Source organism: Rosistilla oblonga, from assembly GCF_007751715.1.
Taxonomy (GTDB): Bacteria; Planctomycetota; Planctomycetia; order Pirellulales; family Pirellulaceae; genus Rosistilla; species Rosistilla oblonga.
Map to the genome: position 1 here is coordinate 7,076,774 of NZ_CP036292.1, position 14,881 is coordinate 7,091,654.

Sequence of the window (14,881 nt, forward strand, 5' to 3'; positions counted from 1 at the left end):
CGTTGCACCAAACCTATCGCAACAACCCTTCGGACAATCCCAGCATATGCCAAATCACCGTCGAGCGATCGGGGGCCTTGGTCCTAAGCCAACCCCACTGCTCGAGAAAATCACAGCAGGGACAGTCTATATTTTCGCGGAGAGCGATTGCCCATCCAGCGAGCGAGTTTTGTACCGCCCGAAAAGGAGCTCTGTCCCCGAATTGTTCCGCCTCCGGAATGCCTCGATGCTCCCGGAAGGATCGCAGATCGATATGCGTCCCCGTTGGGGGCGACGGGCGATTACGCGATCGAGTCCGGTGGTATTCGCTGCGCTCAAACCACCGGCTACCTTCTGTGGCCGCTTCGCGGTCCGTTGAATCTGGAACCTCGATCAGGGACAGTCTGCATTTTCGGGGAGAACGCCTGCCCGTCCAGAGAGCGACAGACCACGGATAGCGGACATTTGAAGAGGGCCGCAGGAGTACGCATCACGCACCTGCGGCGTTAAACTGCTCGGTAATCTTTAAAGTGACCGGATTGCGAGGGACTGCAAAAGCTCTCGTTAACTCCGATTAGTCCTGAGCGACAAAATGGATCGCTTCACCGCTGCGAGCCGCCAGCGGGATCTCTAGCGACTTGCTGGCGGCGACCGATTCGTTGCGAATCCCAACGTGGGTCCGCGTGGCGACTTGTGAGTCGTGGAAATAGCGTCGCGCCGTAAACGTTTGCTCGTCGCTGAGGAAGTCCAACGGCACCGACAGGGTCCGCGGTTGGTCGCCGTTCATCGCTCCCAAGAACCAATCTTTTCCGCTGCGACGGGCGATGACGGCAAACTCGCCGATCTCTCCTTGCAAGACGCGGGTTTCGTCCCAGACGACGGGCAGTTCCCGATAGAACTCCAGTTCCGGTTCGTCGCCGATCCGGCCTTCTGCCGTTGCGCCGGGACCGGCGGGGCGATCGTACCAGTAGAGGAATTGCCACGGGCTGTAGAAGCAGACGCCTTTGGCCAATTGATAGGCGTGGTTGGCGTTCCGCGTCACGCGGCTGTTGAAGTAGCAGATCGTATGGTCGGCCGCCCCACACAACATTCGCGTGAACAGAATCCGCAGCGTCTGTTGATTCGAAGGTGACGTTTCGTCGCCGCCAATTCCCTCTTGAGTCATCAGGTTGGGATAGGTCCGCTCGTAGCCGGTCGGTCGGTATTCATCGTGGATGTCGACCATCAATTGGTGCTCGGCGGCTTTGCGAACCGCGTCGTGCAACCACTGCGTCCACTTCTGCGGACCGACGTTTACAAATCCGTATTTGACTCCCGCGATGCCCCATTCTTGATAGAGGTCAAGGATTTGGTCGAGCTGTTTTTCCAGAGCTCGCCGGTTTACATAGACAATGATTCCGATCCCGTGCTGCTTGCCGTAACGGATCACTTCGTGAAGGTCCAATGGCCCGGCGGACCGTTTGGGATCGACGGTGATCGTCGATGCATCGGACGAATCGTCGTATTCGTGTCCGTACCATCCGGCGTCGTATTCGACATACTGCAACCCGTTGGCGACCGCGAAATCGATGCAGGCCTTTCCGCCGGCGGTCGTCAACGTCACCTCGCGGATGACTTTGCCGGGGCGAATCCAAGAGGTGTCTTCGATCGCGCAAGGATCGTTCAAATTTAAACTCAATGCGTTGTTGTTAAGCAGCTCCGCCGGCGAATCGGCGACCATCACGTAACGCCATGGTGTGGTGACACCTCCTTGGCAAACCACTTCGCTGGCCAATTGAGCCTGCAGCGCGTTGTCGACACCCTCGACAGGTTCCAACCGCATGCGAGCGTAATCGACCAACCGAGCTTCGCCGACGGCGAGGTATAGATCCTTGCGAGCCGACAGGACCAGCGGCCGTTCGCAGTTCTTCTTGACCTCTTGCAACTTGGTCTGTTCGTAGACACCTTGTGCCGAATAGACGGGCCAACATTTGTGATTTCCAGTAAACCGGAACTCGGTCTGTTCCCGTTGGATCACAAAGTCTTTCAGCCCATCCTGTTCGGGGACATGGTAGGCGAAGGCGATCCCTTCGTTGTAGGCGCGGACCCGCAACGTCATCCGCCGCGGCGGTTGTTGCGAATCGATCAGATCGATCTCCGCTTGGCGATAGTGATCGCGAATCGAACTCCGCTCGCCATAGACAGGACTCCACGTCGAATCGTGCGAACTGGTCCGCACCGCTTGAACCTGAAACCCATCCAACAGCGACGGGGCGTCTCGCAGCACCAAGCCCAATCGCGACGGCTCGATCACCTGTTCGCCCGATGCGAGGACGGAATAGCGAAGGGTGCCGTCGGAGCAATCCAACCGTAGCGACAATCGATCGTCGGGCGAAGCGACAGCGACCGACTGAGGCTGCGGATCAGCAGCCGTCAGATTCGCGTGAACCCCAAGTCCTATCAAGCTAAAGAGAAGCGTCCGAAGCAAACCAACACGAAGCATTCGACAAACCATTGAGTGGGAGCGGGAAATAAAAAAGCCTGCATGCAATATAGTCGAAGGAGGATGCAGCGGGATCAACTGTGTCGAGGCCTGCCAGAGCTGTTGAGTGACGGTGTTAACGTAATCGCAGGCATGCGTTGGTGCGGCATTGTTCAAAACCTCAAGCAGGGACAGTCTATCTTTTCGGGGAGAATGCGTGCCCGTCCAGAGAGCGACTTCGGTACCGCCTGAAAACAAGCTCTGTCCCCGAATTGCTCGATCGATATGCGTCCCCGTTGGGGACGGCGGGCGATTACGCGATCGAGTCCGGTGGTATTCGCTGCGCTCAAACCACCGGCTACCCTCTGTGGCCGCTTCGCGGTGCGTGGAATCTGGTAGCGATTTGATTTCGGTGGTATTCGCTGCGCTCCCAACCGTTGGCTCGCTTCTGCGAACCGTGCTGGATCGTTGGATTCAACACGCCTGTTGTTTCGGTGACGCATTCTCGATCGTGGGCGCGACTTCCGTTAAACTTGTTTTCGCGTTTTTGCGCGTCGTTTAACTCAGCTCACGAACCCTTCAGGATCTCTCTCATGCGATACGTGTTTGCCGTTCTGTTCGCCTCCCTGGTCAGCTTGCACACGGCGACTGCCGAAGTCCAAACCAAGACTGTCCAGTACACCGATGGCGATGTCACGCTGGAAGGTTTTGTGGCTTGGGATCCCGAGAAAGCTGGAGCAAATGCTCCCGGCGTGTTGGTCGTGCATCAATGGATGGGGCTTTCCGATTACGAAAAGGGACGCTGCAAACAATTGGCCGAACTCGGCTACGTCGCGTTCGCTGCGGATATCTACGGCAAGGGGATTCGTCCCGCCAACCGGCAGGATGCCGCAAAGCAAGCGGGCGTCTACAAAAATGATCGCGATCTGTATCGCCGCCGCTTGAACCTTGGGCTGGACCAGCTGCTGAAAATCGAGAACGTTTCGGCCGACAAAGTCGCCGCGATCGGGTACTGCTTCGGCGGCACCGGCGCGTTGGAACTGGCTCGCAGCGGCGCCAAGATCGGTGGCGTCGTCAGCTTCCACGGCGGCTTGGATTCTCCCACGCCAGCGGACGGGAAAAACATCGAAGCCAAATTGCTGATCTGCCACGGAGCGGACGATCCGTTTGTTCCGGCTGACGATATCGAAGCCTTCAAAGCCGAACTAAACGCCGCCGACGTCGATTGGCAGATGGTTTATTACTCCGGCGCCGTCCATTCGTTCACGCAGCCGATGGCGGGCAACGACAATTCGGCCGGTGCGGCTTACAATCCGCGCGCCGACCGACGATCATGGAATGCAATGCGAGTCTTCTTCACGGAATTATTCGCCGGCAAATAGAAGCTATCGTTCTTCCCACCTGAGTCCCCGCACGAGATCCCACCCAATGCCTCTGCCTACCAAGTTACTCCGCGTTGCAGCGTTCCTGTTTCTTGTCACCACAACCTGCGTCGCGGACGATCTGCGGGTGGGAGTGGCCGATGTCGATATCACGCCTTTGGAGTCGTATCCGATGGCGGGATATTTTCACGAGCGGTTGTCGACTGGCCAGCGGGATCCGCTGCGTGCCAAGGCGATTGTGATGCGTGACGGTGAGACAGCTTGTGCAGTCGCGTTCTGCGACATGCTCGGTGTCTCGCGCGACCTGTACGAAGAGGTCCGCGATCAAGCGGCCAAAGCGACGGGGATTGCTCCCGATCAGATCGTCGTTTCGGCGACGCATGCGCACACCGCGCCGGACTACTTCGCCGAACTGTATCGGGTTCAACAGCAACCCGATTCCGAAGCTTCGAAAAAGAGTTATGCGAAATACTTAAGCAACCAGATCGTCGCGGCGATCGTGCAAGCCAACGCTGCCGCAGTGCCGGTCAGCATCGCTTGCGGGCAAACGAACCAAGAGACTCCCGTCTCGTTCAATCGTCGATTTGTGATGCGTGACGGCAGCGTTGCCACGTGGCAAAACCATCGCAATCCGAAAGTCGTCCGAGCGGCGGGTCCGATCGATCCCGAGATCGGATTGCTGATGTTTCGCTCGGCAGCCGACGATCAACCGCTGGGCGTCATGAGCAACTTTGCGTTGCACCTAGATACCGTCGGCGGAACCCAGTGGAGTGCCGATTTCCCGTTTTACATCGAACAAGCACTCCGCAAGCATTTGGGCGAACAAACCATCTCGCTGTTTGGTGCGGGAACCTGCGGCGACATCAATCACTCCAACCCGAACCAAAAGGAACGGAACAAGTGTGATATGATCGGCGGCTCGCTGGCGACAACGATCGTCGACGCGTTGCCGACGCTTACTAAAATCGATTCGCCGCGTCTGCAAGTCTCACACGCCGTGGTCCAGTTGCCGTTGCAAGAGGTTTCGCCACTGGAAATCGAACGAGCCCAGCAATTGATCCCCGCAGCCGAAGCGGGTGAAAAGATCGCGATGATGGATCGGGTCGCGGCCTACAGAGCGTTGCATTTGTATCAACTGCGGCACGGGGAACCCGTTCCCGATATCACGCCTCGCCGTCAGGTGCACAGCCTGCGTGGCGTCGGGGCGTCGCTGCCGGTCGATGTGACCACGATCGCGTTGGGTGATCAAGCGGCGATCGTTTTCCTGCCCGGTGAGGTCTTCGTCGACATCGGTCTGGCGATCAAACGCGGATCTCCCTATCCAACGACACTGGTCGTCGAACTGGCCAACAGCAACGAGACGATGTACATCCCCACTCGCGGCGCTTTCGCGGGGGGCGGATATGAAGTCATCAACTCTGCGGTCGCACCTGGCAGCGGAGAGATGTTGATCGAATCGGCGTTGACACAGTTGCGACAATTGGCGACGCCAGGCCAATAGCGACCCCTTGCCGCGACACGGCTATAATTTGCGTGATCGTCCGCCGGACGATCACGCTCTCCCCCAACAACACCCAAGAGTAATTCCCATGCTGCGTACCCTTTTACTGCTGTTACTAGCGCTGGTCCCGCTGTCCGCCGGAGCTGCTGAAAAGCTGAAGGCGCTGATCGTCGATGGTCAAAACAACCACGAAGACTGGCCCAAGACAACGGTCATGATGAAGCGGTATCTCGAAGAGACCGGGCGGTTCACCGTCGATGTGCGACGCACCCAATACACCTGGAACGGCGGAAAGCTGCTGGACGATTATCCGCTGAACGACGGACGCAAATACCAAAGCCTCAGCAAGCCGAAGTCCGACCCCGACTTCAAGCCAACCTTTTCCGATTACGACGTCGTGATCAACAACTTCGGTCACAGCGCGGCGGCTTGGCCCAAGGAGACGCAGACGGCATTGGACAAGTTCGTCCATTCCGGTGGCGGGTTGGTCGTGGTTCATGCGGCGGACAACGCGTTCTCCGAATGGCCACAGTACAACAAGATGATTGGGCTGGGTGGCTGGGGCGGCCGCAATGAGAAATCGGGGCCTTACGTGTTCATCGACGCCGAAGGCAAAACGGTTCGCGACACGTCGCCAGGGCGAAGCGGAGCTCACGGACCGCAGCACGAGTACCAGATCGTCGTCCGCAATCCGGACCATCCGATCACCCGCGGTTTGCCCCGTTCGTGGATGCACACCAAAGATGAACTGTATCAACAACTGCGGGGCCCAGCCGACAAGATGACGATCCTGGCAACCGCCTTTGCCGCCGAAAATTTCAAAGGGACCGGACGCCACGAACCGATCATGATGACGATCGATTACGGCAAGGGACGTGTCTACCACACGCCGATGGGACACGCCGATTATTCGATGGAATGCGTCGGGTTCATCACGACACTGATCCGCGGAACCGAATGGGCTGCGACGGGGGACGTCACCCTGACCGAAGTTCCCAAGGACTTCCCGACCTTCGAAACGGCGAGCAAGCGGTCGTTCGAATGAGTCAACGGTATTTAGTTCCCGATCTGATCGGCCACTCAAGCGTCGCCCTGACCGACGATGAAGCGCATCATGCCGCCGGCGTGATGCGAGTTAAACCGGGGGCGACGCTGACCTTGTTCGACGGTCAAAACAACGAAGCTCAAGCGACCGTCGAATCGGTTTCTCGCAAGCGAGTGGAATGCCGGATCGATCAGATCGGCGAGGTCGATCGCGAATCGCCGCGGATGCTGTTGATCGCTGTGGCGCTCCCCAAAGGGGATCGCGCTCGCAGCGTGATCGAAAAAGCTGTCGAACTGGGAGCTCACGGCTTCGTGCCGATCGTCTGCCGCCGTTCGGTCGCTCGCCCCAGCGATGGCCAACGAAAGCGGCTTGAGCGGTACGTGATCGACGCCAGCAAACAGTGCGGGCGGAATCGTTTGATGCAGATCGCCCCGGCAATCGCTTGGTCCGATTTTGTCACCGCCGACGCGAGCGCGTTGTTCGACGGTACGACGATAGATCCACCGGCCGATGTGCAGCGGATCGTGGCCGACCCGACAGGCGTTTCAGCCGACCCGAGCGGCCAGCACCCGGTGTTGTTTGCCGTCGGTCCCGAAGGGGGCTTCGATCCCGAAGAGATTCGGTCGGCGCTCGATGCCGGATGGTCGACGATTTCGCTGGGACCGCGGATCTTACGAGTCGAAACTGCGGTCGGCGCGCTGCTGTCGATCGCTCAGTGAACCAACTGCGGCTCGGCAAATGAAGCGACATTCGGCGGCCCCATCAACGATTGCCGCAGCGTTCCGGTCGCGCGGCCGAGATCGATTTGGGCGACGCCGTAATTGATTTGCGATTGCAGCAGAGAATTCTCCGACGCCTGCAGACGATCCTGAGCGCGGAGGATGTTGTCCAGGTAGAGATCGGTAAAGCTGGTACCGTCGGCGAGGTAACGCATCCGAGCGTTGACGTAGTTGAGATCTTCGTGAGCCGAGACGAGAGCGCGTCCTTTGAGGTCGAGATCGGTGGCGGCTTGGGCTGTCGCCAGCCAGCGGTCGCGAACTTCCAAAGCGATATCGGCCGCCACGCCCTGCAGATCGGCTTCGAAGCGTTTTAGATTGGCTACCGTTTGACGCTGGCGAGCGTTCGCGGCGCGGTTGTAAACGGGGACTTCAAACGTCAGCCCGCCGCTGATCCCTGGATTGGAATCGACGAACTGATCGCGGAACGCGTCGCCGAATTGCTTGTTGCCGCGGAGCGATGCCGAATAGGTCGACAGCACGAGGTTCAGAACCGGCAGCAACTCGTTGTCGGCGACGTTGTTTTCGATCGCCGCCGATTGAATCTGCTTCAACGCCCGCCGCACCTCGGGGCGATAGGCCAACCCGACTTCGACATCGTGCTGCACGTCGCTGGCTTCACCCGTTTCGGGCGGCAGCGTCGTGGTGACAAATTCAAAGCCTTGCTGTTGAGCGTAGTTCGAACCAAAGATTTCGCGGAGCAAGGCTTCTTGAGCCCGCACCACATCGTATTCGGCCGACACCGTCGCTGCGTAACGCGATGCAACGGCGCTGCGGATGCGGTTCATATTGTCCTTGCCAGCATCGATTTGCTGACGCTTCTCGACGATCTTCAACAGTTTGTCGGCGCGGTGCCACGATGCTCGGGTTTGGACAAACCGGCCGCGGACGCCAACCAGATTCCAATACGCCACGGCGACCACCTGTAACTGCTGCTCGATCCCGGCCTGCAGATCTTCGACGGAAACTTGATGGGCGAACTTCGACAGTTCGACCGGACTGGTATTCACTTGGTAACCCGCACCGCGCAACAACGGTTGTGTGTAATCGATCGACAAGCGTTGATTAGCTTGATCCGGTGGGGTGAAGAAGCTGGAGTTCGAATCGCGGAAACCTGTGCGGTGCGCGATTTCGAGATCGCCGCCAAGTCGATTTCGCTGGCGGCCGCCGAAGCGGGTGCCGTAATCGTTGGCTTCCAAACGGCCAGCAGCACCGGCCAACGCGTCCCCCACGGGATCGTCTTCATGAGCCCAGATCGATTCGACAAACACCGTCCAGTCGAATCCGGCGTCCAGGCGAGCGACCTCGTAACCGCGGCTGTCGACTTCCGCGGTCAACGACAGCAGCTCGGGTGAAAACCGCAGCGCCGCGCGGTACGCATCTTCCAGCGTCATCGCTTGAGAGCGATCGAACCGCAACAAAGGTTTGCGAATTTCATCATCCCACCACTTGCCATCGCGTTGCAGCGACGGCTGGGGATCGACGCGATCGACAACGACGCTGGCTCCCTCCGGTTGTGGTGACGCGGTGCGCGGCGGAGCGATCGCTTCGATTGGAGCGGCCGGCTGCGGGTCCGCGGCAGGCGTCTCGGTGATACTCTCCAAAAGCGCTTCAAACTGAGGCAGCGGTTGCGACGGAGTTGCCGCTGGGGGCGGCAGATCTTCGGCCACCGCGTCGGGGCGGGGCGGATCGATCGTCTCGCGTCGCATTGGCGGTACATCGGGGATCGCGATCCCGGTGATCTCGCTGTCGAGCCGCGGATCGGACCGAGGGGGCAGGGGAGCGACTTGCAACGGTTCGTGGGGCTGGTTGTCCAAATTGGGCAGCCGAAACGCGTCGTAGAGACTTGGCCCCGATCCCTGCGATTCACCGATGATGTGGGGCAGACGCTGCGGTTGAGGCTTTTGCACCTTCGGCAGACGCTGGGTGTGGATGATGCTTGGAACCTCATCGACATCGGGCGATGAGGTCGCTGGCGGATCCGGCAGCGGTTGCTGCGAAGCGTCGGCGTTTTCCGCCGGCTGCAGCTGGATCGCCGGCAGGTCGACAAGCGGCGGCGGTTCGAGCGGATCGGTCGCGGACGCGTCATCGGTCGCCGGTTGTTCGTCTTCCGCAGGCTGCGACGGAGCCACTTCCTGCGGCTGCGATGCACTGTCTTGCGTCAGCACCGAATCGGGCAACCGGTCGCTGGGAGAAGGCGTTTCGTCTTCAGGAGGCGTGGGCCCGTTGAGAGCGATCGATAGTCGCACAGCTGCTGGAACGAAGGTGGCAGACGGTTTAGGTGTCGCCGGTTCGCGGACCCGTTGGACCCGTTTGGGCAACGGCCTGCCGAGCGATGTCCCCGAGTGTCGCGGCGGCGCGGGGGCTGGATATCCCAGAGCGGTTCGTGCCGCAGCAGGCCGGTTAACCGGGGCGGGCCGATTCCAGAGCTGCATGCTCTGGTCCGAACCGATCACCGGAGCCAACGGATTGACTGGATCGCCAGCCACTGCAAAACCTAGCGGCAGAGCGATCGAGAACGTCGCGATGATCTTATGAATAACCTGCATCGATAACCTGGCAGAATAGACCTAGCGGAACTGGGTGTCCGACAATCGTGTCCATTCTGTTATCGATTACCACGCGAACCGATTGCATCAATTCTACCGTGCAGATCGAAGTGCTTGCCCGGGAACTGAGGCGTGTCCGGTCTGCGGCAAGTTTGCCGGTTATCGCATCAAGCCATTGTCGCGCGATGCGGATTGAGGAACCGACTCCGATCCAGTCGCCGCTTTCAGCGCCGCTTTGACCTGGCTGTCGGTCAAGATATCGGGCAGCACGATCGGATTCTTCGGATCGCCGGCGGGATAGATTGCCAGCAATGGAATCGACGCGCTCTTCAGCTCGCTGAGCTTCGCTTTGATCTCGTCGCTCGGTTGACTCCAGTCGGCTTTCATCGGGACGACGTCGTGCTGTTGCAGCGCTTCGGCCATCGATTCGGTGTTCAACACGCTGTTGAAGTTGTAGATGCAAGTCGGGCACCAGTTGGCCGTGAAGTCGACCATCACGGTCTTGCCCTGCTTTTGCAATGCTATCAACTTGGCTTCGCTGTACGATTCCCACTTCATGATCTCCGCTGCGGGAACCAACAAGTGGAACATCAGCAGCGTCAGCGCGATCGCCGCGCTCGCACCGGTGCACCAAGCTGTAAACCGCTTCTGCATCGATTCCCAGTTCGGCACGCGGCCGATGATCCAGCAACCGAACCAGACCGCGATCAGCATGCCAAACACGGCGGCGCGGTATTCATCGGGGACGCCAGCGAACAGATAGACAACCGTTCCCAGCAGGAAGAACGAGAGCCCTTGTTTCAGGGTCTCCATCCATTCGCCCGGCTTGGGCAGCCAAGCGATCGTGCTGGGGAACAGTCCGATCAACAGATAGGGCAACGCCATCCCCAGTCCGATCGCCGTGAAGACTGCAACGACGACGACGTTCGACTGCGTCAGCATGAACCCAAAGACAGGGCCCAGGAACGGTCCGCTGCAGGGCGTGGCCAAGACCGTCGAAAAGACGCCCTTGGAAAACGCACCGGCGGGGCCCTCTTTCCGCTGCAGCGCGCCAGCGGAGCTGTTGGTCGCAAAGCCGGGCAGCGGGATCTCCCAGGTGCCCAGGAAGCTGAGTGCCATCGCAAAGACGAAGACCATCAACCCCAGCCGAAACTGGATGTAAGTGTATTGTTCACCCCACGAAAACGATTCGCCGTAAAAGGTGCGAAACCCGATTGCGACGGCTGCCAAGCACCAAAAGACCGACAGCAATCCGAGGGTATACCAAAGGTTCAGCGAGAGGATTTTGCCGCGATCTTGGCCGGCTTGTTCGACAAACGACATCACCTTCAACCCGATTACCGGCAGCACGCAAGGCATCAGGTTCAAGATCACACCGCCCAACAAACCAAAGGCGAGAGCCAGCGGGATACTGAATCCGCTGCCCCCCTCGGTTCCAACGCTGGCCGACAGATCGTCGACCCAGTTGCCAACCGTGGCAGCTTCGGCGATCTCGCGGTATTCCAGCGAGGTGATCGCGACGGGAACCGCGGCATCGGAAGCTTCTTTGCCCAGCGTGATCGCCGCTGTCAAACGAATACCACGCCGCTCCAAACAACTGCTGTCGGTGCACGCTTGGTAACCGACCATCACTTCCAACGGATACTCACCCGCTTCGGCGGTCTTGTCGACTTGGATCGGCAACGTCCAGGTCACATCCCCTTCGTGATACGCGATCTCGGCCAAGCCAGGAATCTGTTGGTCGCTGAGCACCGGCTCGCTCGAAGCGGTCGGCGAGCCAACGCGCAACGCATTCTTCTTGGTCACGATGATGACCGTCGAGAAGTTGGCATCGACTGTCGAAGACTTATATAAGTGGTAGCCGTCATCGACTGTCGCGCGGACGATCAATTGAGCATCGTCGCCGGGGCGAACCTTGCCCGGCAGCAATTCGGCACTCCAGGAGACAACGGAGTTTTCATCGCGGAACTCACCGCCGGCCATCGGCGGGGCGTAGCTGCCGGTGAACTTTGCCGTCAGCGTCTCTTCGACTGGCAGACAGGTGGCGTCTTTGCAAGCTTGAGCATCGACGATGATTTGCAATTCGCTGGACGCCGGGTTGGCCGGATCGGCGAACTGGATCGGCGCCGTCCAGATGACCTCATCGACATGGTCTTCCACCGTCACGCCTTGGAAGATCTCGGGATTCGATTTCTGCGGAGCGGTGTTGGGAGTGAACGGACCGAGCAGCTTGACCGGGCTGCCTTCGCCCAGTTCCAACCGCGTTCGCTTGGGACCGCCGGCGGGCTGAGTGACCGAATAGAGATGCCAGTCCTTGGCAACAACCGCTTTGACATGCACGCGGCCGCGGTCGGTCCCCTCGGCTTGTTCGAACGTCGCTGTCAGCTGCACCTCTTTCTCGACAGCCCCCATCTTCAAGCCCGAAGGCAATTGAGGCGTGAGGTTAAATCGTCGATCGGTTTGAGCCAGAGCAGGCACAGCCAGCGCGAGCAAGCAGATCAGCGTAGCCAATCGAGATCCGTGGTTTACCATAATTTGACACTTCATATTGGGTTTTCCCCGAGACGACTGGATAGCCTGGGTGATAAGCTCTGCCCCCTACAGAGACAGAAAATTTTACGGTGTCGACAAAAACAGGGTCAACAGCTTAGTCGGCGCGATCGAACGTTTTTCGTGTGCGTTAGCACACATAACGTTTCACTCGCGGCCGAAAATATCCAACCAACCTGCACCAACTGACATATATCTGCGCCGTGGGGGCTACGGGAACAGCATTTCCGCCCGATCGACAGCTTCTCGGAAGCGATCGACAGCTTTTTCCGCTCCCGCATCGAACCTGCGGTTCTCAACGCACAGCCATTGGGTCCAATTTGCCGACGCTATCAAATGGGTGGCGGCGTCCAACAAGGGGATCAGACGCTCCGAATCGGCTGCCAGCGGGCAGATCCGACGGTACGAAGCGATAGCTGCATTATACCACTGGGGAGGTATTCCCCCAAAACTTCCAAGAAATCTCGCCAGGTCGGTCGCTGGCGTGTCGATGCGGACGGCGTCGTAATCGACGATCGCTGAAACGGTTTCCGCCGCGTCGCCAAGGTTGTCAAACAACAGATGTTCCAGGTGGACATCGCGCAGCACCCATTGGGTTCTCACTCGGACCGCCGCCGCTTCTTGCAAGCGATAGCGAATCGAAGCGTGGTTCGCATTCCAGAGTGCCATCGCGCGGCGAGCCAACGATTGCAGTGGCGGTGGCGAAGCGAGCGCACGATCAAACGGATTGTTGTGAGTCAGTTGGTCGATCCGCGCGATCCGAGCCAAGACCGCCGGAGCGACCTGGTCTTGGCAATCGACAGCGGCAACCGACTGATGGATCGAGGCGATCGCTGCGGCCGCCTGTTCGATCCGCGGAAGCGACAGTTCGTCGCGCGAAAGGCATCGCCCGGGCATCCAACGCGTCAAATCCCAGACGCTATTTTCGCTAGCGGTCCTGGCGGCTGAGCCCTGGCGACAGCCGACCTCGGGGACTAACAGGCATCCGCCGGATCGCGCGGCGGTCATAAAGCGATGCACCTGATCGACTCGCGCGAGCTCGGTTCCCAGCGGCCAACGCCGCAGGCAATAGCTGGTCCCATCGGCCTCGACGCGATAGACTCTCGCGCCGCTGAGGCCCCAACCGCTAGCAGCCGGTTCGATCCGTGTGGCTCCTCGCGGCGCGAGCAGCTGATGGAGAATCGATTCGGGGATTTCGTTCATGCGAGCAAATCGGTTGCGGAGCCAGGGCAAAGCCTTGATTCTACCGATCGCAACCGCCGACGCTTAGACCAGTTCGCGGATCGGTTCGATTCCCTGAGCGACAGGATATTGAGGCCGCCCGCGGAGATCGAACTCGCGGACCGTGTTCAGGTCGATGCCAAGGTTGTGATAAAGCGTCGCCAAGATCTCTTGAAACTGAATCGGCCGATCGACTGCGTATTCGCCCAAGCGATTGGTCGAACCGATCACTTGGCCGGTTCGCATTCCACCGCACGCCAACAGCGCCGTCGAAACACGAGGCCAGTGGTCGCGTCCGGCGTTGGCGTTGATCTTCGGCGTGCGACCGAATTCACCCCAGCAGACGACCGAAACATCTTTGTCGAGATTCCGTTCGACGAGATCTTGGATCAGCGCGGCGAGGGCTTGGTCCAACATCGGCATGTCCTGACGGGCGCGTTTGAAGTTGCCGCCGTGCCAATCCCAACGGCTGAAGTTCAACGACACGACGCGTGCCCCCGCTTCGACCAACCGTCGGGCGATCAACAGATTCTCGACCATCTTGGGCGCTCCGTCGGCGCGGAACTGCGGATCTCCTTTGCCATAACGTTCGACGGTCGCGGGATCCTCTTTCGACAGATCCATCGCGTCGGCCAATTTGCTGCTGGTCAGGATTCCCAACGCTTGGTTTGTGAAAGCGTCCATCCCGTCCATCGCGCCGCTGCTGTCGAGATCCCGTTTCAGCGAATCGATCGATTTCAGCAGGCCGGCTCGATCCTGCAGTCGCTCGAGCGTGATGTCTTTGAGAACCATGTTGTCGATCTTGGAGGTCTCGCCTTTGCCTCCCATCAATCGGAACGGTGCATGGGCCAAGCCAAGGAAGCCGCCAGCGCCCGGTTCACCCCACGGGGCATGACGCGTCTTGTACATCAGGCTCACGTGCGGCGGCATCGCGTTGCCCGCGGGGCCTTGCAGTTTGCTGACCCATGCGCCCATCGACGGCCAGCCGCCGGCGGGTTCGTTGTTCCGAGCGTCCCAACCGGTGACGCATTGGTCGCTGTAGTGCGGCCCCTTGGCGCCGACGACCGAGCGGATGATCGCACAATGCTCCATCTGCTTGGCCAGCTTGGGAAACAGCTCACAAATTTCGATCCCCGGCACGCTGGTCCCGATCGGCCGGAACTCGCCCCGAATTTCGCTCGGGGCATCCTGCTTGAGATCCCACATGTCTTGATGGGGCGGGCCGCCGGGCAGGAAGACGTTGATCACCGCTTTGTGCGAACGATGCCCTTCACCTTTTGCCGCTTCGGCCTGCAACAACTGGGGCAACGAAAGCGTCCCCAGCGTCATCCCGCCGACTTTGATGAAGTTGCGCCGCGAGACGCCATCACAATACTGACCAGCACCGCCAGATCGGCCGAGAATCGTTAACATCAGA

9 protein-coding genes are annotated in these 14,881 nt (G+C 59.5%); 4 read left to right on the plus strand and 5 right to left on the minus strand.

Annotated elements, in window-relative coordinates:
* Positions 1–553: 553 nt before the first annotated feature.
* The gene (locus tag CA51_RS25010) at positions 554–2,422 is read right to left on the minus strand and encodes a glycoside hydrolase family 97 protein (protein ID WP_197451460.1); all 1,869 of its coding nucleotides are present in this window, start codon (positions 2,420–2,422) and stop codon (positions 554–556) included.
* 611 nt (positions 2,423–3,033) lie between these two features.
* Between CA51_RS25010 and CA51_RS25015 the strand changes: the two genes are divergently transcribed.
* From CA51_RS25015 to CA51_RS25030, 4 genes are all read left to right on the plus strand, one after another.
* The gene (locus tag CA51_RS25015; protein ID WP_145123831.1) at positions 3,034–3,822 is read left to right on the plus strand and encodes a dienelactone hydrolase family protein; all 789 of its coding nucleotides are present in this window, start codon (positions 3,034–3,036) and stop codon (positions 3,820–3,822) included.
* Positions 3,823–3,868: 46 nt separating this feature from the next.
* Entirely contained in the window at positions 3,869–5,323 is a 1,455-nt protein-coding gene (locus CA51_RS25020) for a neutral/alkaline non-lysosomal ceramidase N-terminal domain-containing protein (protein WP_197451461.1), read from the plus strand.
* Between the two features lie 88 nt (positions 5,324–5,411).
* Positions 5,412–6,368 carry a ThuA domain-containing protein gene (locus CA51_RS25025; protein ID WP_145123832.1) on the plus strand — a complete coding sequence of 319 codons (957 nt, stop codon included), beginning with the start codon at positions 5,412–5,414 and terminating at the stop codon, positions 6,366–6,368.
* Positions 6,365–7,087 carry an RsmE family RNA methyltransferase gene (locus tag CA51_RS25030; protein ID WP_197451462.1) on the plus strand — a complete coding sequence of 241 codons (723 nt, stop codon included), beginning with the start codon at positions 6,365–6,367 and terminating at the stop codon, positions 7,085–7,087. The genes CA51_RS25025 and CA51_RS25030 overlap by 4 nt, the downstream gene beginning before the upstream one ends.
* Here CA51_RS25030 and CA51_RS25035 read toward each other — a convergent pair.
* The 4 genes from CA51_RS25035 to CA51_RS25050 all read right to left on the minus strand — a co-directional run bounded on the left by CA51_RS25035 (position 7,081) and on the right by CA51_RS25050 (position 14,877).
* Complete coding sequence (locus tag CA51_RS25035; protein WP_145123834.1) at positions 7,081–9,693, minus strand: TolC family protein; 2,613 nt, start codon at positions 9,691–9,693, stop codon at positions 7,081–7,083. The two genes, CA51_RS25030 and CA51_RS25035, sit on opposite strands and share 7 nt — an antisense overlap.
* Before the next feature lie 159 nt (positions 9,694–9,852).
* Positions 9,853–12,240 (minus strand): protein-disulfide reductase DsbD family protein, encoded by a 2,388-nt coding sequence (locus CA51_RS25040; RefSeq protein WP_145123835.1) that lies wholly within the window; start codon positions 12,238–12,240, stop codon positions 9,853–9,855.
* 213 nt (positions 12,241–12,453) lie between these two features.
* Complete coding sequence (locus CA51_RS25045; RefSeq protein ID WP_145123836.1) at positions 12,454–13,446, minus strand: phosphotransferase; 993 nt, start codon at positions 13,444–13,446, stop codon at positions 12,454–12,456.
* 63 nt (positions 13,447–13,509) lie between these two features.
* Positions 13,510–14,877: a DUF1501 domain-containing protein gene (locus tag CA51_RS25050; RefSeq protein ID WP_145123837.1), complete on the minus strand. Its 1,368-nt coding sequence runs from the start codon at positions 14,875–14,877 to the stop codon at positions 13,510–13,512.
* Positions 14,878–14,881 lie beyond the last annotated feature (4 nt).

Coding starts and splice junctions, on each gene's coding strand:
- CA51_RS25015 (WP_145123831.1), top strand. CDS start 3,034: ATGCGATACGTGTTTGCCGTTCTGTTCGCCTCCCTGGTCAGCTTGCAC.
- CA51_RS25020 (WP_197451461.1), top strand. CDS start 3,869: ATGCCTCTGCCTACCAAGTTACTCCGCGTTGCAGCGTTCCTGTTTCTT.
- CA51_RS25025 (WP_145123832.1), top strand. CDS start 5,412: ATGCTGCGTACCCTTTTACTGCTGTTACTAGCGCTGGTCCCGCTGTCC.
- CA51_RS25030 (WP_197451462.1), top strand. CDS start 6,365: ATGAGTCAACGGTATTTAGTTCCCGATCTGATCGGCCACTCAAGCGTC.
- CA51_RS25035 (WP_145123834.1), bottom strand. CDS start 9,693: ATGCAGGTTATTCATAAGATCATCGCGACGTTCTCGATCGCTCTGCCG.
- CA51_RS25040 (WP_145123835.1), bottom strand. CDS start 12,240: ATGAAGTGTCAAATTATGGTAAACCACGGATCTCGATTGGCTACGCTG.
- CA51_RS25045 (WP_145123836.1), bottom strand. CDS start 13,446: ATGAACGAAATCCCCGAATCGATTCTCCATCAGCTGCTCGCGCCGCGA.
- CA51_RS25050 (WP_145123837.1), bottom strand. CDS start 14,877: ATGTTAACGATTCTCGGCCGATCTGGCGGTGCTGGTCAGTATTGTGAT.